Origin of the sequence: Saccharospirillum mangrovi (assembly GCF_003367315.1) — a bacterium.
Taxonomy (GTDB): domain Bacteria; phylum Pseudomonadota; class Gammaproteobacteria; order Pseudomonadales; family Natronospirillaceae; genus Saccharospirillum; species Saccharospirillum mangrovi.
On the sequence record NZ_CP031415.1, the window covers coordinates 2417947 to 2443197 of the forward strand.

A 25251-nucleotide genomic window follows, 5' to 3' on the forward strand; every position below is an offset into this window, starting at 1 on the left:
GATGTTAAGGGCGGCGTTGCACCGCCCGTTTCACCTTATTCCCACTCAATCGTCGCCGGCGGCTTGCCGGAAATATCGTAGGTAACGCGCGACACGCCGCTGATCTCATTGATGATGCGGCTCGATACACGGCCCAGTAATTCATACGGCAGATGCGCCCAGCGGGCGGTCATAAAGTCGATGGTTTCGACCGCGCGTACCGCTATCACCCATTCGTAACGGCGGCCATCGCCGACCACGCCGACCGAACGCACCGGCAGGAATACCGCGAACGCCTGGGAGACTTTGTGGTACCAGTCGGCCTTGTGCAGTTCTTCGATAAAGATAGCGTCGGCTTCACGCAGCAGGTCGGCGTATTCCTTTTTCACTTCGCCGAGAATGCGCACGCCCAAACCCGGACCGGGGAACGGATGGCGGTAAACCATGTCGAAAGGCAAGCCGAGTTCGAGGCCGATTTTGCGCACTTCGTCTTTGAACAATTCGCGCAATGGTTCGACCAGTTCCAGCTTCATATCATCCGGCAAACCACCGACATTATGGTGCGATTTAATGACGTGTGCCTTGCCGGTTTTGGACGCGGCGGATTCGATGACGTCTGGGTAAATGGTGCCCTGAGCAAGGAAGTCGACATCTTGCAATTTAGTCGCTTCTTCATCGAAGACTTCAATAAATTGATGGCCGATAATTTTGCGTTTTTTCTCCGGGTCTGCTTCACCTTTGAGCGCATTTAAAAAGCGCTCTTCGGCGTTGGCGCGGATGACTTTGACGCCCATGTGTTCAGCAAAGGTATCCATTACTTGGTCGCCTTCGCCTTTGCGCAACAAACCGTTATCGACGAACACACACACCAACTGGTCGCCAACGGCTTGATGCAACAGCGCAGCCACCACTGACGAATCGACACCACCCGACAAACCCAACAGAACTTTGCGGTTACCGACTTGTTCGCGTACGCGCGCGGTCATGTCTTCGATGATGTTGGCGGCTGTCCAAAGGGCGTCGCAGCCACAGATGGTGCGAGTAAAACGCTCCAGAATTTCCAGACCTTTTAACGTATGAGTCACTTCCGGGTGGAACTGGATGCCGTAAAAACGACGGCTGTCATCCGACATGGCGGCGATGGGGCACGACGGCGTGGACGCCATCAATTGGAAGCCTTCGGGCATGGCACTGACTTTATCGCCGTGGCTCATCCAGACATCGAGAATTGCCTTGCCGTCACTCTTACCATCAAGATTGCGGTCGCTGAAACCGTCGAGCAGTTTGCCAGCGTTATCGATCTGCACTTCGGCGTAGCCGAATTCCTGTTCTTTCGAACCGATGACCGAGCCGCCCAACTGTTCGGCCATGGTTTGCATGCCGTAGCAGATGCCCAATACCGGAACGCCGAAATCGAATACCCGTTGTGGCGCGCGCGGTGAATTCTCAGCATGAACCGACTCAGGACCGCCGGACAAAATAATGCCGTGCGGATTGAATGCGTCGATCTCGTCGGCGGTCATTTCGTAGGTGTGAATTTCACAGTAAACGCCAATTTCGCGCACACGACGCGCAATCAATTGGGTGTATTGCGAACCGAAGTCGAGGATCAGAATCTTCTGGGCGTGAATATCAAGTTGAGTCATGGCGGCGTTCCAGCAGTCAGACGAATAAAACGGTTGTGTCGGCGCGGGTGTTTTCGCTCCGACTGACGATTCGGTCGGCCACCATCACGGCGCCGATAAAACAAAGACACCGGCCGCAGCCGGTGTCGGATAACGCTCAACCATCTTAGGCCAGACGGTAGTTGGGCGCTTCCTTGGTAATCTGCACATCGTGCACGTGGCTTTCTTTTATGCCCGCAGCGGTGATCTGCACAAATTCCGGTTTGGTGCGCATCTCTTCAATGGTGCGGCAGCCGGTGTAACCCATCGATGCGCGCAGGCCGCCCATCAATTGATGCACCACTGCATGCAGCGGGCCTTTCACGTTGATGCGACCTTCAATGCCTTCCGGCACCAGTTTTTCGACGCCGCTTTCCACAGTCTGGAAGTAACGGTCGGACGAACCCTGAGTCTGACCCATGGCACCGAGCGAACCCATGCCGCGATAGCTCTTGTAGGCACGGCCCTGGAACAATTCAACTTCGCCCGGCGACTCATCGGTACCGGCAAACATGGAACCGGCCATGATGACTGACGCACCGGCAACGATGGCTTTGGCGATGTCGCCAGAGAACCGAATGCCGCCGTCGGCGATCACCGGAATGCCTTTGTCGGCCAGTGCGCCAGCCACATCGGCCACCGCCGAAATTTGCGGCACACCAACACCGGCGACGATGCGGGTGGTGCAAATCGAACCTGGGCCAATACCGACTTTTACGCCGTCGGCACCGGCTTCGGCCAGGTCCAACGCCGCCGCCGCGGTGGCGATGTTTCCGCCGATCACATCGACCTGCGGGTAATTCTGTTTCACCCAGCGCACCCGATCGACCACACCTTTGGAATGGCCGTGAGCGGTGTCGACAACGATGACATCGACGCCGGCGCGCACCAGCGCATCCACACGGTCCGGCGTTTCCGGGCCGGTACCGACGGCGGCGCCAACGCGCAGGCGGCCATCACTGTCTTTGCAGGCGCTCGGATAGGCCTGGGCTTTGTTAATGTCTTTGACAGTCATCAGACCGCGCAGGCGGAAGCTGTCGTCAACGACCAGAACTTTTTCGATGCGGTGAACGTGCAGCAGATCGCGCACTTCTTCCGGTGCGACACCTTCTTTAACGGTGACCAGCTTGTCGCGGCCGGTCATCACGGTTTCGATCAGCGCATCCAGATTTTTCTCAAAGCGCACGTCGCGGCTGGTGACGATGCCGACCAGATCGTCGCCGTCCATCACTGGCACACCGGAAATGTTGTTTTCGCGGGTCAACATCAGCAGTTCGCGCACCGTGGCGGATTTCTGAATAGTGATCGGATCACGCACTACGCCCGCTTCGAATTTCTTCACCAGCCGCACCTGTTGCGCCTGCTGTTCGATGCCCATGCTTTTGTGAATGATGCCGATGCCGCCTTCCTGCGCCATGGCGATGGCAAGGCGAGCTTCGGTCACGGTGTCCATGGCGGCGGACATCAACGGAATGTTCAGGGCAATGTGTCGGGTCAGTTGGGTCTTGAGTGTGACGTCTTTGGGCAGGACTTCGGAATAGCCAGGCACAAGCAAGACATCATCAAAGGTGAGAGCGTTCTGGGCGATGCGCAACATGGACTTCCCTCCGGGAAAAGTGGGAAAGAGGTGACCGCAAAGAGGCGATAACCTGAGTTGGCGCGGCATTATAACCAGTTTTGACTTCGAGCAAAGTTTTATGCTCAAATCGCGCGTTTATATACGCTGCCCTTTTGCGGGCCACGCAAATGTAACGGCAGCCGTTTCCTTGGCCCATCCGGGCAAGTGCCACCTGGGCCGGTTCGGTGTTTGAACGAGAGTTTGATCGAGAGTTCAATCAAGAGCCCCATCCAGACACTGATCCCAGGCACTGTATTAGATGGCAATTTCAGACCCTCAAAGCCCCCTCACCGTCAGCCAATTAAACCGTCAGGTTAAGTTTCTGCTGGAACATCAGTATCCGGCGGTGCCGGTGTCGGGTGAGCTGTCGAACGTGGCGCGGCCGGCGTCCGGCCATCTGTATTTCACCTTGAAAGACGGCAACGCTCAGGTGCGTTGCGCCATGTTCCGTTCCAGCCTTGAACGTTCCAGCTATCGGCCGAAAGAAGGCGATCAGGTGATTGTGCGTGGCCGGGTCAGCCTGTACGAAGGCCGCGGCGACTATCAGATCATCGTCTCGTCGATGCAGCCGGACGGCGAAGGTGCACTGCAACAGGCGTTCTTTCAGCTTAAAGAACGGCTGGAAAAAGAAGGCCTGTTCGCCCCGGAACACAAGCAGCCGCTGCCAGAACACATCCGCACCGTCGGCGTGGTGACTTCCCGCACCGGCGCCGCCTTGCACGACATTTTAACGGTGCTCAAACGCCGCTTCCCGGCCATGGCCGTGATCCTCTATCCGGTCGCTGTTCAAGGCGACGAAGCGCCGGGGCAGATTGTGACGGCCATCGAAACCGCCAACCGACTGAACCAGGTCGATGCGCTGATCGTCGGTCGTGGCGGCGGTTCGCTGGAAGATTTGTGGTCGTTCAATGAAGAAGCCGTGGCGCGAGCGATTTTTGCGTCGCGGCTGCCGATTGTCTCGGCCGTCGGTCACGAAGTGGATGTATCGATCAGCGATTTTGTCGCCGATGTGCGCGCCGCCACGCCGTCGCAAGCGGCCGAACTGATCAGCCCGGATCAGAATGATATTCGCCGTTTATTGATCAACCAACGCGCGCGTTTGGCACGCGGACTGGACCAACGCCTGCAAGCCGACCGCCGCCGTCTGCTGCACGCCCGCCAGCGACTACGCGACCCCGGTGGCTTGCTGCGCGAATGGCAACAACGGCTCGATGAACGTGCCGGTCGCTTGCTGCGCGCTTTGAAAGCCAGCCAGCACAGCCGTAACCAGAATTTCCAGACGTTAACCGCTCGCTTGCGTCGCGCCAGCCCGATTGCCCAGCTCAACAGCGACCGGCGTCGATTGGAACAACTCGATAAACAACTGCGTCGTCTGGCGCAACAACAACTGCCGCCGCGCCGTCAGCAGCTCGGCTCCCTCGCCCGCCGTCTCAACGCCTTGTCGCCGTTGAATACACTGGAGCGCGGCTACAGCATCACCCGCGACGAACACAACACCGTGGTGCAACGCGCCGACGATGTCAGCGCCGGGCAACGCATCACCACCTTGTTGCGCTCGGGCAAAATCGTCAGTCGGGTAGAACAGATTGAAGCGGCGGATAAAGACGACTGACGTCGTTCGATTAAACCAGCGGTAAAAAGACGTCGGTCTGCTGCTCGGTTTCGGGCAGGTCGGGGAATAAACTCAGGCGCTCAAAAAAGATCGGAAAATTCCGCACCTCTTCGCCACTGTTCGGCAGCCATTCACCATACAGAAAACGCACCGTATCGATCAGATTATCGGTCGAACCGTGATGTCTCAGTACGGCGCAACGACCCGCAGGCAGCTCGCTGGCAACGACGCCGGCGTCGTTGTCCGCCACCGGGCCTTTGATCGAGGCCGCCAGATCCATGCGGTAGTCTTCCGGCGGAATCAAAGCCGGGTCTTCATAAACGATGTTAAAGGTCCGGCTGACGCTCGGCGTCACGCCATGGGCTTTACGCCATTCAATAAAACGACGAATGCTGAGATGCAGATCCGGTTCCGGACCGCGATGTGTTAACACGGCAATGGGTGTGGCCGGAAAATCAATGACACGAACATCGGCATGGTGTTGTCCCAGTTTCATAGGGCGAGTCCTCGACAAAGTTTGGAGTTGTCGCCAGGTGGTTCCATTGGGCGCGGCGCGAAAGTCACTCGGGCTTTGTTCAAAGCAGCGTTTAAAAGCGCGCGAAAACGCTTCGGCACTGCCAAATCCTGCCTCCAAGGCAATGTCCAGAATCGAGCGGTCGGTGCGATACACCAGTTGGAAACTGGCGCGGCGCAAGCGCAACCACTGCACAAACTGATACAGGCTGATGCCGTAGTAGTATGCAAACTGGCGTTGGAAGTGGAATTTGGAACAGCAGGCGACATCGCTCAGTCGGTTCAAGTCGAGTGGCTCGTCGAGATGGCTGTCGATGTAATCCAGAACGCGTTGAAATCGCTCGTCGTAACGTTGCCGCACTTGGCTCATTTGGAATCTCCCCCTGGCGATAGCCACTGTACGGCCCTGGCCCCAGCTCAGCTTGATCCAAGTTGCGCTTTTTGCGCGCGAAAAAAAGCCGTCACAGTGACGGCTTTTTTGTTCAACGACGGCGTTGCGGCCCTCGCCCTTTGGCGGCGTGTTCGCGACTCTTACGCACACCCGGACGCGCGTTCGCCTTGTTGGCGTAGGGGTTTTCACCGACAACAAACTCAAACCGAATCGGCGTGCCGCGAACTTTTAACGCCTTGCGGAAGGCGTTTTCCAGATAGCGTTTGTAGCTGCCCGGCAATTCGTTGAGCTGATTGCCGTGCACCACAATCACCGGTGGGTTGGACCCGCCCTGGTGTGCATAACGCGGCTTGATGCGGCGGCCGCGCACCATCGGCGGCTGATGCAGTTCGGTGACACCCTTGAGAATGTTGGTCAGCTGATTGGTGCTCCACTTGCCCCGCGCCGAGGCATAGGCCTGGTTCACCGACTGATACAGATGGCCGACGTTGGTGCCGTGCAGCGCCGAAATAAAATGAATGTCGGCCCAATCCAGAAACGGCAAGCGACGTTCAATGCTTTCCTTAACTTTCTCTTTTTGCTCCTGACCAAGACCGTCCCACTTGTTGATGGCGACGACCAAAGCACGGCCCGATTCCAGCACGAACCCAAGCATGTGCATGTCTTGCTCGACCAGACCATCGCGCGCGTCGATCACCAGAATGACGACATTGGCGTCCTGAATCGCTTGCAGGGTTTTGACGATGGAGAACTTTTCCACCGCTTCGGAAATGCTTTTACGGCGACGCACTCCGGCGGTGTCGATCAGTGTGTAAGCCTGATCGTCGCGCTCATAAGGAATGTAGATCGAATCCATGGTCGTGCCGGGGTGGTCGTACACCACCACGCGCTCTTCGCCGAGCATGCGGTTGACCAGTGTCGATTTGCCGACGTTCGGTCGGCCAACAATCGCCAGACGGATGTTGTCATCCGTGTCTTCGTTCGCCAGCGGATCGTCGTCTTCGGGGAATTCCGCCAGCACGTCTTCGAGCAGTGAGCGCACGCCACGGTTGTGCGCGGCGGCAATCGGTCGCGGCTCAACACCCAGACCGAGTTCGTGGAAATCGCCAATAACGACGTCGGTATCCAGGCCGTCGGTCTTGTTGACCACCAGATGCACCGGCTTGCCGGTTTTACGCAGATGCTGAGCGATGTGGTTGTCGGCCGCCGTTACGCCCGCCTGGGCGTCGGTGATAAACAACACCACATCGGCTTCGTCGATGGCCGCCAGACTTTGCTTGGCCATCTGTTCGTCCAGGCCTTCTTCGAAACCGCTGATGCCGCCGGTGTCGATGACGATAAACGACCGATCATCCAGTTTGCCGTCACCGTATTTGCGGTCACGGGTCAGACCGGCCCAGTCGGCAACCAACGCATCGCGCGAGCGGGTGAAGCGGTTGAACAAGGTCGATTTGCCCACGTTGGGGCGACCGACCAGAGCGATAACCGGGATCATTAACGGGCCTCAGCGATGCGGCGGAACGACAGCCGCTTGATTCGCGACGAATTGCCTTGCTGCAAAATGTAGTCGTCGCCGAGCGCAACGGGTGCGGTGCTAGCACCGGTCCAGTCGACGCCGCGCGTCGCCAGCCATTCGCCAGTTTCAGCGTCGAGCAGATGAACATAGCCGGCGGCATCGGACACCGCCAAGGTGTCTTTCCACGGCAACACCTGGCTCAGACGGCGATAGGTGAATTGTTCCTGCGTCCAGACCACCGCCAGACTGCGCGGGTCGAGCGCCAGTACATGGCTTTGATCGTCCACGGCGTACCAGTAATGCTCACCCGCCACGATGGCGCGATAGGTCGACAGCGGCTGGTTGGCCAACACCTGACCAGAGGCGGCGTCGAGTACCAGCATGTCGCCCTGATAACCGGCCGCCAGCAAATAGTCGCCGACGCGCGTAACGCTGGCATCGACATCAACCAGTCGGCTGACGTCGGTTTTGCCTTGCGCACGGGCGATGCGGTATTCCCAGGCGGGCGAGCCATCGTTCAGGCTCAGACCGACCAGCTTGCCATTCGCCAGGCCGGTGACGACGAGGTCGTTCACCAACATTGGCCGGGCGGTGCCGGTGATGGTCAGTTCCGGTTCGGCGTCCTGATAGACCCACAACGGCCGGCCGGTGTTACGCTCCAGCGCCATCACACGGCCATCCATGGTTTGCAGAATCAGCCGGTCTTCGAGCAGCAACGGCGCTTCGGTTGCCAGCGATGCGATGCTGGTGGACCAGATTTCGCGGCCGTTCCAATCGAACAGTTTCAATTCGCCGTTGCCGGTGACAATCGCCATGTGGCGTTCGTCGGCCGCCAGCGGCGCGGTGATCTGTTCTGCCAATTGACGTCGCCAGACGAACTTGCCGGATTCATTCAACAACGCCACTTCGCCCAATGCCGAGGCGGTCAAAATACCGCGTTCGGTCACTACCGGCGCGATGCGACTGAACGGCATCTCGGTGTAGTTATCTTCCAGCATTTGCCACCAGTCGATGCGCAGATCGGCCAGGTGCGGTATTTCTTCCGGCAGCGGTGCCGGGGCTTCGCGCAAGGTACCACCGGCGCAGCCAGTCAGCAGACCAACCAGCGCCACAACGATGGCGGCCTTTTGCCAAACAGTGGTCATCAGCCTGCGTCCGTTTCGATCGCCAGATCGTTCAGTTTCATTTCCAGATACGGCGAGTTGACGCCTTGCTGGCCGGCTTCTTCAAACGCCGCTTCGTACGCTGCGCGAGCAGCATCGGCATCGCCCTGGGCCAGCAGAATATCGCCACGCAGTTCCAGGCTGGGTACTTCAAAACCGTCTTGATCGATGGCGTCCAACTGCGCCAGCGCCGCCTCGTAATTCGACGCCGCTACGTGCACGCGCGCCAGACGCAGACGCACCACCGGCACCAGGCTGTCGTCGGCGTTATCCAGCGCCCACTCCAGTTCCTGCGCAGCGGTTACCAGATCGCCGCCATCGACGGCCTGCTTGGCCGCTTGCAAGCCGGCGTAGACGCCGTAAACGGTGTCGCTGTAATCGCTCTTCAGGTTGTCGATGCGGGCGTTGACGGTATCAATGTCGTCGTTTTCGACAGCACTCATCAGGTCGTCATACAGCGCAGACGCCGCTTCGAGTTTGGACTGCACCGCATTCTTGTAGAAGGTCCAGCTGAAAAAGGCCACCAGGGCCACCAGAACACCGCCAATCAGGTAGTTGCCGTACAACGACCACCACTTTTTGATCGCTTCAATCTGTTCCTGTTCTGTGTCGTACACCTTGTCACTCCTGCTGTCAGAGGCGTCCTTCGATCATGGCCGAAGGCTTTCTTGTCATGGAAAAGTTATGGACTATTCAGCCAGCCAGCAAAGTGCGCAGCTGACTGGTTGCGGCATCAAAACCGCATTGAACTTGTTCGCGATCATCGCGCAGCGGTTTGATCGTCAATTGCTGTTGCGCTACTTCGTCGTCACCCAGAATCAACGCCAGGGGCGCGCCGGATTTGTCGGCTTTCTTCATCTGGCTCTTAAACGAGCCGCCACCGCAATTCAATTGCAGACGCAAACCCGGAATCTCGCTGCGCAGTCGCTCGGCCAGCTTGAAGCCTTCGCGCGTGGCCGAATCGCCGGCCAGAATAAAGTAGGCATCCAGGGTTGCAAAGACGCTCGACGGAATCTTTTCAAGCGTTTCCAGCAACAGAATCAGTCGTTCGACGCCCAAGGCGAAACCAGCCGCCGGGGTTTCCTTGCCGCCCAATTGCGGCACCAGACCGTCGTAGCGACCACCGCCGCAGACAGTGCCCTGCGCACCCAGGCTGTCGGTGATCCATTCGAAGACGGTGCGCGAGTAATAATCGAGACCGCGTACCAGGCGCGGATTGATCACGTAACTCACACCGGCGCCATCGAGCAAGGCGCACAATTGCTGGAAATGCTCACGCGATTCGGCGTCGAGGAAGTCGTCGAACACCGGCGCGTCGTTGAGCAATTGCTGGGTGGTGTCACTTTTCGAATCAAGAATGCGCAACGGATTCGTATGCAGACGCTTTTTGCTGTCTTCATCGAGCTGATCGGCCACGCCTTCCAGATACGCCACCAGCGCATTGCGATATTCGGCGCGCGCTTCACTGCTGCCGAGCGTATTCAGATGCAAGGTGACGTGCTCACTCAAACCCAGGTTGCTGAGCAGACGCGCCGTCAAAACGATCAATTCGGCGTCGATGTCGGCACTCGCCATACCAAAGGTTTCGGCACCGATTTGGTGGAACTGGCGATAGCGACCTTTTTGCGGCCGCTCGTAACGGAACATCGGACCGGCGTACCACAGCCGCTGTACCTGATTGTGCAGCAGGCCGTGTTGCATGGCGGCACGCACGCAGCCGGCAGTGCCTTCCGGGCGCAGCGTCAGGCTGTCGCCGCCGCGATCTTCGAAGGTGTACATTTCTTTTTCAACGATGTCGGTGTGTTCACCAACACCGCGTTTGAACAGAGCCGTCGGTTCCACCACCGGCATGCGGATTTCGCGGTAACCGTATTGATCCAGCACCGCGCGCACCTGCGCTTCCAGATACTGCCAGACGGGACTGGCGTCCGGCAGGATGTCGTTCATGCCTCGAATGGCTTGCAGTGTCGACAACTCATAGTCTCCTAATCAAAAACAGCGCGCCGGATGCATCAATCCTTGGCGATTAAATTCGCTTCGAGCGCTTCTTTTTCCGCCACTTTTTTGCGGATCAGTTGTTCGTAATGATCGACCAGATTGTCATGGCCGACCTTGTGGTCTTTTTCGCCATCGACGTAGATCAAATGCTGCGGCGTGCCACCGGTCAGACCAATATCGGCTTCTTTGGCTTCGCCCGGGCCGTTCACAATGCAACCGATCACCGCCACATCGAGCGGTGTGGTGATGTCATCCAGACGCGATTCCAACGCGTTCATCGTGCCGATCACATCGAAGTTCTGGCGCGAACAGGACGGGCAAGCGATGAAGTTAATGCCTTTGGAACGCAGCCGCAGGCTCTTCAGAATATCGAAGCCGACTTTCACTTCTTCCACCGGATCGGCCGCCAGCGAAATGCGCAGCGTATCGCCGATGCCATCCATCAACAGCATGCCCAGACCAACCGCCGATTTGACGGTACCGGAACGCAAACCGCCCGCTTCGGTGATGCCCAAATGCAACGGTTGTTCGATCTGATTGGCGATCAACCGATAAGCCGCGACGGCCATGAAAACGTCGGACGCTTTCAGGCTCAATTTGAATTCGTGGAAATCCAGTCGATCCAAAATATCGATATTGGTCAGCGCTGATTCGACCAGCGCTTCCGGCGTCGGCTCGCCGTATTTGCGTTGCAGATCTTTGCTCAGTGAGCCGGCATTAACGCCGATGCGAATCGGGATGCCTTTGTCTTTGGCCGACTGCACCACAGCGCGTACGCGGTCTTCGCGACCGATGTTGCCGGGGTTAATGCGCAAGCAATCGACGCCAAGTTCAGCCACGCGCAATGCAATTTTGTAATCAAAATGGATGTCGGCGACCAAAGGCACGTTGACGCGCTGACGAATTTTGCCGAAGGCTTCGGCGGCATCCATCGACGGCACGGACACGCGCACGATGTCGGCACCGGCGGCGACAATGCGTTCAATCTGCGCAACGGTGGCATCGACATCGCGGGTTTCGGTGTTGGTCATGCTCTGCACCGAGATCGGCGCATCGCCACCGACCGGCACCGAGCCGACCCAAATCTTGCGTGAGACGCGACGCTTGATCGGGCTTTGATGGCGTTTGTTCATGTCACTCATGCTTCCTCCCGCCAGCTCAAAAAGCGCTGGTATTCCTCGCTGTCGGCGAACTTCTGTTGCAACTGAGCGGCCAGAGCCTGGCGCCAATCGTCGTACCCGCAGGCATCGGCGATGCGAATGCCCAGCCACAAACTGTAGGGTCCGTATTGTGCCTGATCGGTCGCCACCAAGTCCGCAAAACCTTGGTACGCCTGCCAGGCCGCAGCGGCATTGCCCTGTTCAAACTGCAGGTCGGCCAGCGCCAGATGGGCGTTTACCAAACGCTCGTCCAATGTGACGGCACGCTGATAGGCGTTGATGGCGGCGTCAATATGATCAAGACGGCGTTCGCTGACGGCCAGGTATTCGAAACTCCGGGCGCGGCGCTGATAGAAAGCGTCGTCGGTGGCGTCGGCAAAGCGATTTCGGGCAGCGCGGTAATCGCCTTCGTTGTACAGAAACACGCCGTATTGAAAGACCGCTTCGGTGCCGCCGTCGTAACGAATGGCGCGTTGAAAATGCGCATCCGCCAATTCAATTTCCTGTTCGGCTTCGAACACCCGAGCCAAACCCAAGTGCGCGCCGGCGGCTTTGTCGTCCAGCGCCAGCGCTTCGTTCAACGCCTGCTTGGCTTCGAAAAGGTTGTTGTTGGCGAAGTGGCGATAGCCGATTTGGATGTAGGTCTGCACCGCCTGATCGAGATCGCGTTGATCGTCAAAGCGGCTGGTCGTGGTGGTGACACAGGCCGACAATAACAGGCTGATCAAAACGGCAAAGCCGGGACGAATCACAGCGCGCCTCGCTGTCCCCGATTGGCGGCGATGTCGGCCGCAGTCCGGCCCAGTTCCACCGCTTCGATAAAGCGTTCCGAGCGCCGGGTTTTGTCGCTCACCTGACCGACCAACTGACCGCAGGCGGCGTCGATATCATCGCCACGCGTCTTGCGAATGGTGACGTTGTAGTGCGCCGCCAGCAGGATGTCGCGGAAGCGATGCATGCGGTTATTGCTTGGCCGCTCGTAACCGGAATTGGGGAACGGATTGAACGGAATCAAATTGATTTTGCACGGCGTGTTGCGCAGCAATTCGGCCAGTTCGTGGGCGTGCTGCGGCTCGTCGTTAACGCCGTTAATCAGAGTGTATTCGATGGTGGTAACGCGCTTTTCACTGAACCGCGCCATGTAGTGATTGCACGCATCGAGCGTCGCCTGAACGCCGTATTTCTTGTTCAGCGGCACCAGCGTATTGCGCAATTCATCGTTCGGTGCGTGCAGCGACAACGCCAGGGCAACATCGGTAACTTTGGCTAATTCGTAAATTGCCGGAACAACGCCGGAGGTGCTCAGCGTGACGCGACGTTTGGACAGACCGTAAGCGTTGTCGTCCATCATCAGTCCCATGGCCTCGACCACGTTGTCGAAATTCAACAGCGGTTCGCCCATGCCCATCATCACCACGTTGGTGATGCGGCGTTCTTTAACAGACGACTGACCGTCTTCACCAACCTCGAAGGATTTCGCCGCCACCCAGACCTGGGCAATGATTTCGGCAGAACTCAGATCGCGGTTGAAACCCTGCTTGCCAGTGGAGCAAAACGAGCAATCCAAGGCGCAACCAATCTGCGACGACACACACAGGGTGCCGCGACCTTCTTCGGGAATAAAGACGGTTTCAACGGCACTGCCGCCGGGCATTTTCATGACCCATTTGCGCGTGCCGTCTTTGGAATCTTTGCAGTAGGTGACCTCGGGCGTGACGATTTCCGCCACTTCCTTGAGCTTGGTGCGCAAGGCCTTGCTGACGTCGGTCATGGCGTCGAAGTCATCAACGCGGCGCTGGTGAATCCACTTCAGCACCTGAGTGGCGCGGAATTTCTTCTCGCCCAGTTCGTTGACGAAGAAGTCTTCCAGGGCGGGCAAACCCATGCCGAGGAGATTGACTTTGGTGGACGCTTGTTGAGTCATTTGTGTTCCCGATGGTCACGGAAGACGCTTAACGGGAGATGCTTGACGCTAGCTTGGTTTGGCGTCTCCCGTCTCCCGTCAAGCGTTTAGCTTTAACGAGCGCAGATTTCGCTCTCATTGAAAAAATAGGCAATTTCGCGCTCGGCAGATGCCGGTGCATCAGAGCCGTGTACCGCGTTGGCGTCGATGCTGGATGCGTAGTCGTGACGCAGTGTGCCGGCCGCGGCTTCCGCCGGGTTGGTGGCACCCATGATTTCACGGTTTTTGGTGATGGCGTTGTCGCCTTCCAATACCTGAACCACGACCGGACCTGAGGTCATGAATTCGACCAGGGCGCCGAAGAACGGACGCTCTTTGTGCTCGGCGTAGAAGCCCTCGGCCTGTTCCTGGCTCAAGCGCAGCATTTTAGAGGCGACGATGGTCAGACCGGCCGACTCAAAACGGCTGTAGATGGCGCCGATCAAGTTCTTGGCAACGGCGTCGGGCTTGATGATGGACAGGGTACGTTCTTTCGCCATGGGCTTTTTTCTCCAAAGGGGGTCAATAGTCGGCGGCGGATTATACGTGGCTGTACAGCCCGTTACCATGGCCGCACCCGCTTTGCATCCCAATTTACCGCTGCATTCGTTGTAACAGCGGTCGAAAACGTCCGGAGTATCGTTTAAGAAGCCGTTTAAGCAGCCGTTTGAGCGGCGATATCGCGAATGCGACCGACCATGGCGCGCAGACCGTTGCCCCGCGTCGGACTCAGGTGGCGCACCAGATCAAGCCGGTTGAAATAGTCTTCCACGTCAAATTCCAGAATCGCCTGACTGGACCGACCGTTGTAAGCCGCCAGCACCACCGCAAGCAGACCGCGCACGATGTGGGCATCGGAGTCGGCCTGGAAATACAGCCGTTCGTTATCGACGCTGTGCGCCAGCCAGACCTGGCTTTGGCAACCGCGCACAATGCGCTCGTCGGTTTTCAGGCTGTCGTCCATCGCCGGCAGCTCCTTGCCCAGATCGATGATGTAGCGATAGCGATCTTCCCAGCTATCGAAAAACGACAGGGTTTCCAGGATGTCGTCGGGGGTAATGTCGACGCCGAATTGGCTGCTCATGCTAAAAGTCCCTTATGACGATTCGTAGAAGGTGACGGTTCACGGACGTGATGGTTCATGCAATGTGACGATGCAAAAATGGCGGGCCGGATTAAAAAAACAGCCCGGTCTCTAACCGGGCTGCTTCGCTCATGCGCTCCCGGTTCCAGGGCGGGTCGAACACCAGTTCGACCGCAACGCTGTCGATGCCCGGCACTCGCGCCACCCGATACTTAACGTCATCAACCAACACCGGGCCCATGCCACAACCCGGCGCAGTCAACGTCATCTCGATGTGTGCGGTATGGCCGTCAATGCGCACGCCATACACCAGACCGAGATCGACAATGTTGACCGGAATTTCCGGGTCGTAAACCGTCGCCAGGGCTTGCCATAAATGCGCTTCGTCCGGCTGGCCGTCGACGCTGGCTGCAAATTCCAATACCTGCGGCGTCATGCCGATGGCGTCGGCATCAAGGCCGTCAATGCGCGCCATATTGCCGTTGTGGATGACGGTGTAATTACCACCGAGCGACTGCGTTAAAGTAATAAAGCTGTCGGCCGGAATGGTGATGGGCGTACCCACTGGCACCAGCCGCGCCGGCACATCGCGCTGGGTGACCACCATACGTCGTTCGGTCATCAGACTGCGCTCACACCGCCTCTTCGTCGATGATGAAGCTTTCCCCGCAGCCGCATTCGGCGCTGACGTTGGGGTTGTTGAACTTGATCACCCGGTTGACGCCTTCGGCGCCAAAATCGATTTCGGTACCGCGCACAATCGGAATGGCGGTTTTCTGCACGTAGAGCGTCACATCGTCGGCCACAGCGAACGACACATCGCTGGCGTCGGCCTCGGCGACAAAATCGACCACGTACATATAGCCCGAACAACCGCTTTCCTTAACGCCCAGACGAATACCGGACGCGCCCGCCTGCCGAATCTGCCGACGGGCGTGTTCAATAGCAGCCGCCGTCATGGTGACAGCCGGCGCAGCTTGCTGGGTTGGATCGAAGGATTCCACACTCATGAGCGTCCCCTCCACTGACCTCTCAGGTCACAATAAAAAGGTTTTAACCTTGTCGAGACCGGCGAACAAAGCGTCCACATCGTCCCGTCCATTATAGAGCGCAAAGCTGGCGCGCACCGTGCCAGTAATGCCATAGCGCTGCATGATCGGCATGGCGCAGTGGTTGCCAGTGCGCACCGCTATGCCTTGCTGATCGAGCAACATGCCGACGTCGGCCGGGTGGCCGCCATCGAGCAGAAAACTCAACACGCCCGCGCGGTGATCCGCTTCACCGATCAAGCGCAGGCCTTCGTATTGATGCGCACGCTCAACCGCGTAATTCAGTACATCGGCTTCGTGTTCGGCCAACGCCTTGCGATCAAAACTCTCCAGAAACTCGACCGCTGCGCCCATACCAATGGCACCGGCAATATTGGGGGTGCCGGGTTCGAATTTATAGGGCAAGGCGTTGTAAGTCGTGCCGGCGAACGACACCGTCTCAATCATCTCGCCACCGCCCATAAAAGGCGGCATGGCCTGCAACAATTCACGTTTGCCGTAGAGCGCGCCCATGCCCGTTGGGCCGTACATTTTATGCGCGGAAAAACTGTAGAAATCGCAATCCAACGCCTGCACGTCGAGCGGCCAATGCGCAACCGCCTGGGCGCCATCGATCAATACTTTGGCGCCAACAGCGTGGGCTTTTTCAATAATCGCCTCGACCGGGTTCACAGTGCCAAGCGCGTTAGAGACATGCACCACCGACACCAGCTTCACCCGTTCATCGAGCAGATCGTCGAGCGCTGCCAAATCAATCTGACCGCGATCGTCCACCGGCATCGGCACCAGTTCGCAACCGGTCTGGCCGGCCAGCAACTGCCAGGGCACGATGTTGGCGTGGTGTTCCATCGTAGACACCAGCACCCGGTCGCCCTGGCGCAGGTTGTCGCGACCCCAACTGAACGCCACCAGGTTGATGCCTTCGGTGGTGCCTTTGGTCCAGATAATTTCTTCGCGATGACCGGCGTTGATAAAACGCCGCACCGATTCACGTGCCCCTTCGAATTTGGCCGTAGCGCGATCACTTAACGCATGCGCACCGCGATGTACGTTGGCGTTGTCGTGACGGTAATAATCACAAATGGCATCGATGACGACGTTCGGCTTTTGCGTGGTCGCACCGTTATCCAGATAGACCAACGGCTTGCCGTTCACCTGCTGCGACAAAATTGGAAACTGCGCACGAATGGCCGCCAGATCGAAACTCATGCCAGTGACTCCAACGATTCACCACGCGCAAAACGCGCGCGCAATAACGGTTGCAGCAAATCGCGCACCGCATCATCGGCCAAACCGTCAAGCAATTCGTTAATGAACGCAAAGTTCAACATCACTTCCGCTTCGGCCTTGCTGATGCCGCGCGCCAGGAAATAAAACAGCGCGCTGTCGTCACGCTGCGCCACAGTGGCACCGTGCGCGCACTTAACGTCGTCGGCGTAGATTTCCAATTCCGGTTTGGTATCGACTTCGGCCTGATGGCTGGTCAGCAAATTCTTATTGCTCAATTCCGCCAAGGTTTTTTGCGCATCTTTATGAATGTGAATACGACCGTTAAACACCGCCTTGGCTTTGTCGGCGATGATGCCGCGGAACACTTCCTGCGAGGTGCAATGCGGCACGCAATGTTCGAGCGTGGTGTGGTAGTCGATGTGTTCCTGACCGCGTGGCAGATAAACGCCATTCAGAGTCAATTCCGCACCGCTGCCGTTGTGTTCCACCACGATGTCTTTGCGCTTCAACGTGCCACCGAGCGCCATGTGAAAACTGTCGAGACTGGCGTAACCGCCGAGCGACGCATGCACCGAACCGAGGTGACGCACATCGCCTTCTTCGAGCAACAAATGGTAGTGACGCAAGCGGGCATTTCCGGCCAATTGAAGCTCGGTAACCGGGTTAGTAAAGACGGCACCCGTCGCTTCATTGGTGAAGGTTTCCACCAAGGTCGCTTCAGCACGCTCGCCCAGATCGCACAACACCCGCACCGGAATCATGCGTTCGGCAGCGGCGCTGGAAATCACCTGATTCAGATGCAACGGCTTTTCCAATACCGTGCCCGGCGCAACTTCAATCCAGACCGCTTCGGTTAGCATGGCCTGATTGAAGACGTTAAACAGTTGGCGTTCGCCGGCTAAGGTTTGCGTCAGCCGTTGCTCAAACTGTGCACGCGCTTGAGCGTCGGCTTGAGACAACAACCGAACCGACACACCAGCCGGCAAGGCATCTTGTGCAACCACTTGGCCGTTAACCAGCGTCAGAGTAGTCGGTGACCAATCGCCAAATTCAACACCTTGAGCATTGGTTTTTTCCGACGCTAATTGCCAATCGGTTTCGGTTAACGAACGCAGCGGCGTGTATTTCCAGTCTTCGGTTTTACGCGTCGGCCAGGGTGTGTTGCTGAATTGTTCCCAGCCACGCGCGCGCCAGTCCGACAGCCAGGGCCAATCGGACGCCGCCTGAATTTGCTGATAGGCGTTGTGCGCCTGCATCGGTACCGCCGCCACCTCAGGCCACCTCCTCGTCGATCCAGCTGTAGCCGTGTTTTTCCAGCTCCAGCGCCAGTTCACGACCACCGGATTTAACGATCTTGCCTTTGGCGAGCACGTGCACGTAGTCGGGCACGATGTAATCGAGCAGACGTTGGTAGTGAGTAACAACGATCATGGCGCGGTCCGGACTGCGCAACGCATTAACGCCGTTGGCGACGACCTGCAACGCATCAATGTCCAGGCCGGAATCGGTTTCATCGAGAATGCACAGCTTGGGTTCCAGCAACATCATTTGCAGCAATTCGTTGCGCTTTTTCTCGCCGCCGGAAAAGCCTTCGTTGACGCCACGCTTAAGAAAATCTTGCGGCAGATTCACTGCCTGACATTTTTCCCGTGCGAGCTTAATAAAGTCCATCGAACTCAGCGCTTCCTGACCACGCGATGCACGAACCGCATCGACACTGGCTTTCAAAAATTCCATGTTAGACACACCGGGAATTTCCACCGGGTATTGGAACGCCAGAAACAAACCCGCTTGCGCACGTTCTTCGGCTTCCAGATCGAACAACGACTGGCCGTCGAAGCTGGCTGAACCGCCGGTTACTTCATAGCCAGCGCGACCGGCCAGTACATGGCCGAGTGTGCTTTTGCCAGCACCGTTCGGGCCCATGATGGCGTGCACTTCACCGGCATTCACTTCCAGATTCAGGCCGCGCAAAATGGTCTTGTCTTCGACTTGTGCGGTGAGGTTTTCAATCTTCAACATGGCGTTGGTATCCGTCGTTTAACTCTGTACAACTGCGCACCCAATTTCACGGTTCGGGCGCACAAAAAATTGGTTTTAACCCACTGCGCCTTCGAGGCTGACTTCGAGCAATTTACCCGCTTCCACCGCGAATTCCATCGGTAGTTCTTTGAACACTTCCTTGCAGAAACCGTTGACGATCATCGACACGGCTTTTTCCGGATCAATGCCGCGCTGCTGGCACAAAAACAATTGATCGTCGCTGACTTTGGAGGTCGTCGCTTCGTGCTCGATCACCGCCGTCGGGTTTTTCGATTCGATGTACGGGAAGGTGTGCGCACCGCACTGATCGCCGATCAACAGTGAATCGCACTGGGTATAGTTGCGCGCGCCTTCGGCACCGGGGTTCATGCGCACCAGGCCGCGATAGGAATTTTCCGAACGCTTGGCGCTGATGCCTTTGGAGATGATTGTCGAGCGGGTGTTTTTGCCCAGATGAATCATCTTGGTGCCGGTATCCGCCTGCTGATAATTCGACGTCAAGGCGACGGAATAAAATTCACCAATGCTGTCGTCGCCTTTCAAAATGCAGGACGGGTATTTCCAGGTAACGGCCGATCCGGTTTCAACTTGCGTCCAGGAAATTTTGGCGCGGTTGTGTGCGATGCCGCGCTTGGTGACGAAGTTGTAAATGCCGCCCTCGCCTTTTTCGTTGCCTGGGTACCAATTCTGCACCGTCGAGTATTTGATTTCGGCGTCATCCAGCGCCACCAATTCCACCACGGCAGCGTGCAGCTGGTTCTCATCGCGCATCGGCGCGGTGCAGCCTTCCAGATAGCTGACGTGGCTGCCTTCATCGGCGATCAACAGCGTGCGCTCGAACTGGCCGGTTTTGGCTTCGTTAATACGGAAATAGGTCGACAGTTCCATCGGGCAACGTACGCCCTTCGGGATATAAACAAAGCTGCCGTCAGAAAACACGGCGGAATTCAGCGCGGCGTAAAAATTGTCTTTTTGCGGAACAACCGAACCCAAATATTTTTTGACCAGTTCCGGATATTCGCGAATGGCTTCTGAAATCGAGCAGAAAATAACGCCAGCGTCTTTCAGTTTTTCGCGGAAAGTTGTGCCCACGGAAACCGAGTCGAACACCATGTCTACAGCGACACCGGCCAACACTTCCTGTTCGTGCACCGGTATGCCGAGTTTTTCATAAGTGCGCAGTAATTCCGGATCGACTTCATCGAGCGACTGCGGTCGATCTTCCATGCTCTTGGGCGAGGAATAATAGGACAGCGCCTGAAAATCCGGCCGTGGGTATTTAACGTGTGCCCAGTTCGGCTCGGTCATTTCCAGCCAGGCGCGAAAGGCTTGCAGTCGCCATTCCAGCATCCATTCCGGCTCGTCTTTTTTGGCCGAAATCAGGCGGATCACATCTTCGTTCAGACCGGGCGGAATGGTCAGCGACTCGACGTCGGTCGTCCAGCCTGCGGCGTATTCGTTCTTTAAATACTGGTCGATGTTTTCACTCATGATCTTCTACCTGTTAGGACGCCACCGACGACTGCTTGCGCAGTGCCGGTACCGCTTCTCGAATGCTGGCGATGGCCTGATCCACATCGCTTTGGGTGGTGTAACGGCCGAGACTGAAACGTAGTGATCCATGCGCGACACTGTCGGCCAGACCCATAGCTTTCAACACGTGCGAAGGTTCCACGCTGGCGGACGTACAAGCCGAACCGGTGCTGACCGCCAAGTTGCGCAGCGCCATCATCAAGGCTTCGCCATCGATGCCGCCAAAGGCGACGTTTAAATGCCCTGGCGTGCGCGGTGCGCCGGCGCCATTAATGCGGATATCGCCCAGATCTTCGATGCCGGACCAGAGTCGATCGCGCAGCGTTTGAATGCGTGCCGCTTCGTCAGCCATCTCTGTTTTGGCGATGTTGGCAGCTGCGCCAATGGCGACCAATTGATGCGTCGCCAGGGTGCCAGAACGCATGCCGCGTTCGTGGCCGCCGCCGTGAATTTGCGCTCTTAATTCCAGCGTCGAACGGCGCCGAACGTAAAGCGCACCAACACCTTTCGGTGCGTAAAATTTATGACCGGAAATCGACAGTAACGTCGCCTGCCATTCATTCACATCGACCGGAATTTTTCCCACCGCTTGTGCTGCATCGATATGAAACCAGACGCCGCGTTCAGCCAATAAAGCACCGATTTTTGCTACGGGATTGAGCACGCCGGTTTCGTTGTTGGCGGCCATTAAACTGACCAATCGCGTGTTCGGTTGCAGCGCATTTTTGACGGCATCGACGCTGATTACGCCGTCGCTGTCGGGCTTCAAAATGGTCAGGCCGTAGCCGCGTTTTTGCAGATACAATGCCGGGTCGAGCACGGCTTTGTGTTCAGTGGCGCTAACGATTAAGTGGCAATCGTCAGGTGCGAAATTTTCCGCGACGCCTTTCAACGCCAGGTTGTTGCTTTCGGTGGCGCCGCTGGTCCAGACAATTTCGCGGTTGTCGGCACCGATTAAATCGGCAATCTCGTTGCGCGCGTCTTCAACCGCTTCTTCAGCCAACCAACCCAGCAAGTGCGAGCGCGACGCCGGGTTGCCGTACTGCCCCTCGCGGGTCAGAAACTGCACCATTTTTGCCGCGACGCGCTCGTCGACCGGCGTGGTGGCGGCGTAATCGAAATAGATCGGCGACTGGCTCATAACTGACTCGCGGCGATTTTTTCTTCGCCCATAAAGGTGCTGTCTTGCAGGTAACGATTCTGGCGTTTGCTGACCGCCTGAATGTCGCGCCGGGCGACCAGATCGCCCAGGGAAATATCGCTGAGGAAATCGTGAATCTGGGCGCTTAAGTCTTGCCACAGGTGATGCGTCAAACACACCTCACCTTGTTGGCAACCGGCTTTGCCCTGGCACTTGGTGGCGTCCAGACTTTCGCTGACGGCATCGACCACATCGGCAACACTGATGCCATGGCCGTCGCGACCCAGGCGATAGCCACCGCCGGGTCCACGCACCGAGGTCACCAGGCCTTGACGGCGCAACTTGGAAAACAACTGCTCCAGATACGACAGCGAGATGCCCTGGCGTTCGGAAATATCCGATAGGCTGATCGGGCCGGCGTCCTGATTCAGCGCCAGATCCAGCATGGCGGTGACGGCGTAGCGGCCTTTGGTGGTTAATCTCATCTCGTGGCTCCCGTTCGGGTCCCAGACTCTTCAGGTGGCGCGAATTATAAATACCCGAGTAAAACAGTCAACTATTGATACCGCTCTAATTCAGGGCTCTGCGGGCGTTTTCAAGGCCGTCTGCGCAAACAGACGGTGGTCGAATGATGATCGTCACGATCAAAAGGTTTTGCTTTACCTGAAGTCGATGGCCGCTATTCTCGCGGGTCGCCTTTGAGGACCTGCCGTTGAACCTGGACACCGCCGCCCCACCCCTGTGGGATTACGATCTTATTGCCGACCGTTTGCGCGGCCCAGGCTGGGCGTTTTTGCCAAACGGTCTGGACACCGCTCTGGCGCTTGATCTGTTGCAGGACTTACACCAACTGCCGGACGACCAGTGGCGCCAGGCCGGCATTGGCCGCCGCCAGGACCACCACACCAACGATCTTATTCGCCGCGACGCCATTTGCTGGCTGGACGGTCGCAGCAGCGCCCAACAGCGCTATCTGGCAACCACCGACGCCCTGCGTCTGGAACTGAACCGCCGTTTGTTGCTCGGCCTGTTCGATTACGAATGCCACTACGCGCGTTACGGCAGCGGTGCCTTCTATCGCAAGCACCTGGATGCCTTTCGCGGCCGCTCCAATAGGGTGTTAACCACTGTGACTTACCTGAATCCAGACTGGCAGCCCGATAACGGCGGCGAATTGCTGATTTACGATCTCGACGACACCGAACTCGCCCGAGTTCAACCCAGCCTCGGCGCCATGGTGATTTTCCTCAGCGAAGATTTCCCGCACGAAGTGCTGGCTGCCAACCGCAACCGCTTTTCCATCGCCGGCTGGTTTCGACGCAATAACAGCACTGCGGACTGGGTTGATCCGGCGCGCTGAGTCTTTTGTCTCAGATCAAAGAAAGGCGTCCGACATTTTCTTAAGCTCAGTTGTGTCTTTCCGGTCGGAATCACTCCAATGTCACAACTGCTCTCTCAAATCATCCTGCCTGCTGTTCTGGCCTTCATCATGTTGGCGATGGGGCTGGGGTTATCGCCACGTCATTTCTCTGCGGTATTGCGTGCACCGGCAATGCCGTTATTGGGTTTGGTGTTGCAGCTTTTGTTGTTACCGGCACTGGCGCTGGTGGTGATCGCCATCCTGGGGTTGGATGGGCCGACGGCTGCCGGCTTGTTTTTGTTGTCACTGTGCCCTGGCGGCGCGACATCCAATTTATTTGCCTATCTCGCCAATGGTCAGGTGGCGCTAAGCATCGCTTTAACAGCGATCAGCAGTTTGTTAGTGCCGTTCACCTTGCCGTTGTTATTCGGTTTGTATCTTGCGCAAAGCGGCTCCGATGCAACGGCATTGCAATTGCCCATCGGACCGACCATCAACCAATTGTTGATCGTCACTTTCGTGCCCGTGTTGGTTGGCATGGCGATCCGGCATTGGGCCAGCGCCTGGGCTGACCGACTCGAACCCTGGAGCAAACGTTTGGGTACCGGTTTGATGTTGATCGTCGTGCTGGGTTTGATCGTCACCAACTGGCCGTTGCTGCAAGATCCGATCAAAGCCCTGGCGGTATTGATGCTGTCGTGCACCGCCATGTTGTTGTCCGGCTGGATAGCCTTTCGCGCCAGTCGCGACGCGGCCATCGCTCGCACACTGGCGGTGGAAGTGGGTATTCAAAACGCCGGTACCGCCTTGCTGGTGGCGATCAGTCTGATGCATCAACCGGCGCTGGCGGTGGTGCCGTTGATCTACGGCGTGCTGATGAATGTACCCGGTTTTGGTTTTGTGGCCTGGGTGCGTTACCGCGATGGTCGCGCATCAGCGGTAAGCGCAACTTAACACCAGAAAATCTCAGTCCTGGCTGCCTGCCAGGACGTCGAGAAATTCGAGCGGCTCCAGCACCACACCTTCTTCTTTCTTGCCGGGGAAAACCGCCAGGGCGACACCGTCTTCCTGCAAACCCGGCAGCCAACGTTCCATCCAGGCCGCCAGATCAATCGCCAGCGGTTCGCAGTCGGCCCAGTCGCCACTGATCCATTGGCGGGCAAATTCGGCGTGCGGCCAGATGGGCAGGCAGTCGTCGCCATCACACGACATCAAGACGGTGCCGGCGTCACCGCGCAGTGTCCAAACCTGTTCATTGTCGAGCACGGACCGCACCAAAAAATCAAACCGGGCTTCCGCTGGCAAGCCGGGCAATGTATCGAGTTGTTGAACGCTGGGAGACTGAGACATAAAAAATTCCTTCAAAAAAACGCTGTGGAAAATAACTGAGAGTTGCTTCGTTGCCGACTCGAATTACGGTGTAAAAAGATACGGTGTGGTCATCGCCACCGGCACAAAACCGTGGCGCGCAACAATGGGTTGGCTCATCGGCGAGGCATCAATAATGACGTACTCTTTGCCGCGCGCTTTGGCATCGAGCAACCGACGCTGCAACAAGGCCGAGTAACAACCACGGCCACGATACTCTGCCAAAGTGCCGCCGCCCCAGATGCCGGCGAACGGGCTGGCACCGTTAAATTCCACCCGCGACGACGACACCGCCTTGCCATCAAGATAGACCACATAAACCGCCAGATTATCCGGCTCGGCCGCCAATGCCTGACGCAAATACGCCAACTGTTCGCTCAGGTCTTCCTGCCAGACCTGCTGCTGCACCTCAATGGCATCGACCAGCCCCGCGTCGTCCTGCACCCGGGTAACCACCGGCCCCGACATCGCGTCTGCATCCAGTTTTGCCAGGTCGAGCGCCATAAAAGTTTCGGCTTCGCCCGCGACAAAACCCTGTCGCAGCAGACGTTCGGCCATGTCGGCCGGTTGGTCGTAGTCGTACAGCTTCCATTCGAACGCCTGACCGCGTTCGCGAAAAAACGCGATCTCGGTTTCGATCAACGCATCGGCATCGTTAGCGCTGACGTCGAAATAACTGATAAAGCTGCCATGGCGGTCGGCCGACAGCAGACGCACGCGCTGGTCGTTGTGAAACCGCTGGTAACCCGGCAGTTGCAAATCGATGCGTTCGACCTGGTTGTAACGTTGAATCAGTCGCGGTAAATCCATAAAAAATCTCGCTGACACCACAACAATGCCGTGGCGCTTAACCTCAAAGACAGAGTGCTTGAGCCAGGTCAGATGCT

Annotated in this window: 25 protein-coding genes; 3 read left to right on the plus strand and 22 right to left on the minus strand. The window is 57.5% G+C overall.

Annotation, left to right across the window (positions count from 1 at the left end):
• Nucleotides 1-35 precede the first annotated feature (35 nt).
• Both guaA and guaB read right to left on the minus strand, forming a co-directional pair.
• Complete coding sequence (gene guaA, locus DW349_RS11585) at nt 36-1625, minus strand: glutamine-hydrolyzing GMP synthase (RefSeq protein WP_108125169.1); 1590 nt, start codon at nt 1623-1625, stop codon at nt 36-38.
• A gap of 145 nt (nt 1626-1770) precedes the next feature.
• Nucleotides 1771-3240 carry an IMP dehydrogenase gene (gene guaB, locus DW349_RS11590; protein ID WP_108125168.1) on the minus strand — a complete coding sequence of 490 codons (1470 nt, stop codon included), beginning with the start codon at nt 3238-3240 and terminating at the stop codon, nt 1771-1773.
• 280 nt (nt 3241-3520) lie between these two features.
• Here guaB and xseA point away from each other — a divergent pair, with 280 nt between their 5' ends.
• Nucleotides 3521-4873 carry an exodeoxyribonuclease VII large subunit gene (gene xseA, locus DW349_RS11595; protein ID WP_108125167.1) on the plus strand — a complete coding sequence of 451 codons (1353 nt, stop codon included), beginning with the start codon at nt 3521-3523 and terminating at the stop codon, nt 4871-4873.
• A 10-nt stretch (nt 4874-4883) separates the two neighbouring features.
• On the opposite strand, the gene DW349_RS11600 is transcribed toward xseA, so the two are convergent.
• The 18 genes from DW349_RS11600 to iscR all read right to left on the minus strand — a co-directional run bounded on the left by DW349_RS11600 (nt 4884) and on the right by iscR (nt 22121).
• Complete coding sequence (locus DW349_RS11600) at nt 4884-5756, minus strand: AraC family transcriptional regulator (RefSeq protein ID WP_108125166.1); 873 nt, start codon at nt 5754-5756, stop codon at nt 4884-4886.
• A 112-nt stretch (nt 5757-5868) separates the two neighbouring features.
• On the minus strand, nt 5869-7272 hold the full coding sequence (der, locus tag DW349_RS11605) for a ribosome biogenesis GTPase Der (protein WP_108125165.1): 1404 nt from the start codon (nt 7270-7272) through the stop codon (nt 5869-5871).
• Entirely contained in the window at nt 7272-8438 is a 1167-nt protein-coding gene (gene bamB, locus DW349_RS11610; RefSeq protein WP_108125164.1) for an outer membrane protein assembly factor BamB, read from the minus strand. The genes der and bamB overlap by 1 nt, the downstream gene beginning before the upstream one ends.
• On the minus strand, nt 8438-9073 hold the full coding sequence (locus DW349_RS11615; RefSeq protein WP_108125163.1) for a YfgM family protein: 636 nt from the start codon (nt 9071-9073) through the stop codon (nt 8438-8440). The genes bamB and DW349_RS11615 overlap by 1 nt, the downstream gene beginning before the upstream one ends.
• Nucleotides 9074-9149: 76 nt before the next feature.
• Nucleotides 9150-10403 carry a histidine--tRNA ligase gene (hisS, locus tag DW349_RS11620; RefSeq protein WP_232819308.1) on the minus strand — a complete coding sequence of 418 codons (1254 nt, stop codon included), beginning with the start codon at nt 10401-10403 and terminating at the stop codon, nt 9150-9152.
• A gap of 65 nt (nt 10404-10468) precedes the next feature.
• Nucleotides 10469-11587, minus strand: coding sequence for a flavodoxin-dependent (E)-4-hydroxy-3-methylbut-2-enyl-diphosphate synthase (ispG, locus tag DW349_RS11625; RefSeq protein WP_108125325.1), 1119 nt, complete (start codon nt 11585-11587; stop codon nt 10469-10471).
• 5 nt (nt 11588-11592) lie between these two features.
• The gene (locus DW349_RS11630) at nt 11593-12366 is read right to left on the minus strand and encodes a tetratricopeptide repeat protein (protein ID WP_108125161.1); all 774 of its coding nucleotides are present in this window, start codon (nt 12364-12366) and stop codon (nt 11593-11595) included.
• Nucleotides 12363-13538 (minus strand): dual-specificity RNA methyltransferase RlmN, encoded by a 1176-nt coding sequence (gene rlmN, locus DW349_RS11635; RefSeq protein WP_108125160.1) that lies wholly within the window; start codon nt 13536-13538, stop codon nt 12363-12365. The genes DW349_RS11630 and rlmN overlap by 4 nt, the downstream gene beginning before the upstream one ends.
• Before the next feature lie 92 nt (nt 13539-13630).
• Entirely contained in the window at nt 13631-14056 is a 426-nt protein-coding gene (gene ndk, locus DW349_RS11640; RefSeq protein WP_108125159.1) for a nucleoside-diphosphate kinase, read from the minus strand.
• Nucleotides 14057-14211: 155 nt separating this feature from the next.
• On the minus strand, nt 14212-14640 hold the full coding sequence (locus DW349_RS11645; protein ID WP_108125158.1) for a SufE family protein: 429 nt from the start codon (nt 14638-14640) through the stop codon (nt 14212-14214).
• A 91-nt stretch (nt 14641-14731) separates the two neighbouring features.
• Nucleotides 14732-15262 (minus strand): putative Fe-S cluster assembly protein SufT, encoded by a 531-nt coding sequence (gene sufT / locus DW349_RS11650; RefSeq protein WP_108125157.1) that lies wholly within the window; start codon nt 15260-15262, stop codon nt 14732-14734.
• 10 nt (nt 15263-15272) lie between these two features.
• Nucleotides 15273-15650 (minus strand): HesB/IscA family protein, encoded by a 378-nt coding sequence (locus DW349_RS11655; RefSeq protein WP_108125156.1) that lies wholly within the window; start codon nt 15648-15650, stop codon nt 15273-15275.
• A 27-nt stretch (nt 15651-15677) separates the two neighbouring features.
• The gene (locus tag DW349_RS11660; protein WP_108125155.1) at nt 15678-16898 is read right to left on the minus strand and encodes an aminotransferase class V-fold PLP-dependent enzyme; all 1221 of its coding nucleotides are present in this window, start codon (nt 16896-16898) and stop codon (nt 15678-15680) included.
• Entirely contained in the window at nt 16895-18190 is a 1296-nt protein-coding gene (gene sufD, locus DW349_RS11665; RefSeq protein ID WP_198650458.1) for a Fe-S cluster assembly protein SufD, read from the minus strand. The genes DW349_RS11660 and sufD overlap by 4 nt, the downstream gene beginning before the upstream one ends.
• Nucleotide 18191: 1 nt before the next feature.
• Complete coding sequence (sufC, locus tag DW349_RS11670; RefSeq protein WP_108125154.1) at nt 18192-18941, minus strand: Fe-S cluster assembly ATPase SufC; 750 nt, start codon at nt 18939-18941, stop codon at nt 18192-18194.
• A 75-nt stretch (nt 18942-19016) separates the two neighbouring features.
• The gene (gene sufB, locus DW349_RS11675) at nt 19017-20453 is read right to left on the minus strand and encodes a Fe-S cluster assembly protein SufB (protein ID WP_108125153.1); all 1437 of its coding nucleotides are present in this window, start codon (nt 20451-20453) and stop codon (nt 19017-19019) included.
• A 13-nt stretch (nt 20454-20466) separates the two neighbouring features.
• Nucleotides 20467-21636, minus strand: coding sequence for an aminotransferase class V-fold PLP-dependent enzyme (locus DW349_RS11680; RefSeq protein ID WP_108125152.1), 1170 nt, complete (start codon nt 21634-21636; stop codon nt 20467-20469).
• Nucleotides 21633-22121 (minus strand): Fe-S cluster assembly transcriptional regulator IscR, encoded by a 489-nt coding sequence (iscR, locus tag DW349_RS11685; protein WP_108125151.1) that lies wholly within the window; start codon nt 22119-22121, stop codon nt 21633-21635. Before iscR ends, DW349_RS11680 begins: the two co-directional genes overlap by 4 nt.
• 227 nt (nt 22122-22348) lie before the next feature.
• Here iscR and DW349_RS11690 point away from each other — a divergent pair, with 227 nt between their 5' ends.
• Both DW349_RS11690 and DW349_RS11695 read left to right on the plus strand, forming a co-directional pair.
• Nucleotides 22349-22996 (plus strand): 2OG-Fe(II) oxygenase, encoded by a 648-nt coding sequence (locus DW349_RS11690; RefSeq protein ID WP_232819298.1) that lies wholly within the window; start codon nt 22349-22351, stop codon nt 22994-22996.
• A 78-nt stretch (nt 22997-23074) separates the two neighbouring features.
• The gene (locus DW349_RS11695) at nt 23075-23950 is read left to right on the plus strand and encodes a bile acid:sodium symporter family protein (protein ID WP_108125150.1); all 876 of its coding nucleotides are present in this window, start codon (nt 23075-23077) and stop codon (nt 23948-23950) included.
• Nucleotides 23951-23962: 12 nt separating this feature from the next.
• Here DW349_RS11695 and DW349_RS11700 read toward each other — a convergent pair whose 3' ends face one another.
• A complete protein-coding gene (locus DW349_RS11700) occupies nt 23963-24346 on the minus strand; it encodes a DUF2750 domain-containing protein (RefSeq protein ID WP_108125149.1) in 384 nt (127 codons plus the stop codon).
• 63 nt (nt 24347-24409) lie between these two features.
• The gene (locus DW349_RS11705; RefSeq protein WP_108125148.1) at nt 24410-25174 is read right to left on the minus strand and encodes a GNAT family N-acetyltransferase; all 765 of its coding nucleotides are present in this window, start codon (nt 25172-25174) and stop codon (nt 24410-24412) included.
• Nucleotides 25175-25251: the final 77 nt, after the last annotated feature.

Coding starts and splice junctions, on each gene's coding strand:
- rlmN (WP_108125160.1), bottom strand. CDS start 13,538: ATGACTCAACAAGCGTCCACCAAAGTCAATCTCCTCGGCATGGGTTTG.
- DW349_RS11600 (WP_108125166.1), bottom strand. CDS start 5,756: ATGAGCCAAGTGCGGCAACGTTACGACGAGCGATTTCAACGCGTTCTG.
- DW349_RS11700 (WP_108125149.1), bottom strand. CDS start 24,346: ATGTCTCAGTCTCCCAGCGTTCAACAACTCGATACATTGCCCGGCTTG.
- guaB (WP_108125168.1), bottom strand. CDS start 3,240: ATGTTGCGCATCGCCCAGAACGCTCTCACCTTTGATGATGTCTTGCTT.
- DW349_RS11695 (WP_108125150.1), top strand. CDS start 23,075: ATGTCACAACTGCTCTCTCAAATCATCCTGCCTGCTGTTCTGGCCTTC.
- DW349_RS11645 (WP_108125158.1), bottom strand. CDS start 14,640: ATGAGCAGCCAATTCGGCGTCGACATTACCCCCGACGACATCCTGGAA.
- guaA (WP_108125169.1), bottom strand. CDS start 1,625: ATGACTCAACTTGATATTCACGCCCAGAAGATTCTGATCCTCGACTTC.
- ispG (WP_108125325.1), bottom strand. CDS start 11,587: ATGAACAAACGCCATCAAAGCCCGATCAAGCGTCGCGTCTCACGCAAG.
- ndk (WP_108125159.1), bottom strand. CDS start 14,056: ATGGCGAAAGAACGTACCCTGTCCATCATCAAGCCCGACGCCGTTGCC.
- iscR (WP_108125151.1), bottom strand. CDS start 22,121: ATGAGATTAACCACCAAAGGCCGCTACGCCGTCACCGCCATGCTGGAT.
- bamB (WP_108125164.1), bottom strand. CDS start 8,438: ATGACCACTGTTTGGCAAAAGGCCGCCATCGTTGTGGCGCTGGTTGGT.
- DW349_RS11705 (WP_108125148.1), bottom strand. CDS start 25,174: ATGGATTTACCGCGACTGATTCAACGTTACAACCAGGTCGAACGCATC.
- sufC (WP_108125154.1), bottom strand. CDS start 18,941: ATGTTGAAGATTGAAAACCTCACCGCACAAGTCGAAGACAAGACCATT.
- DW349_RS11655 (WP_108125156.1), bottom strand. CDS start 15,650: ATGAGTGTGGAATCCTTCGATCCAACCCAGCAAGCTGCGCCGGCTGTC.
- sufT (WP_108125157.1), bottom strand. CDS start 15,262: ATGACCGAACGACGTATGGTGGTCACCCAGCGCGATGTGCCGGCGCGG.
- hisS (WP_232819308.1), bottom strand. CDS start 10,403: ATGAACGACATCCTGCCGGACGCCAGTCCCGTCTGGCAGTATCTGGAA.
- DW349_RS11680 (WP_108125152.1), bottom strand. CDS start 21,636: ATGAGCCAGTCGCCGATCTATTTCGATTACGCCGCCACCACGCCGGTC.
- DW349_RS11660 (WP_108125155.1), bottom strand. CDS start 16,898: ATGAGTTTCGATCTGGCGGCCATTCGTGCGCAGTTTCCAATTTTGTCG.
- xseA (WP_108125167.1), top strand. CDS start 3,521: ATGGCAATTTCAGACCCTCAAAGCCCCCTCACCGTCAGCCAATTAAAC.
- sufB (WP_108125153.1), bottom strand. CDS start 20,453: ATGAGTGAAAACATCGACCAGTATTTAAAGAACGAATACGCCGCAGGC.
- der (WP_108125165.1), bottom strand. CDS start 7,272: ATGATCCCGGTTATCGCTCTGGTCGGTCGCCCCAACGTGGGCAAATCG.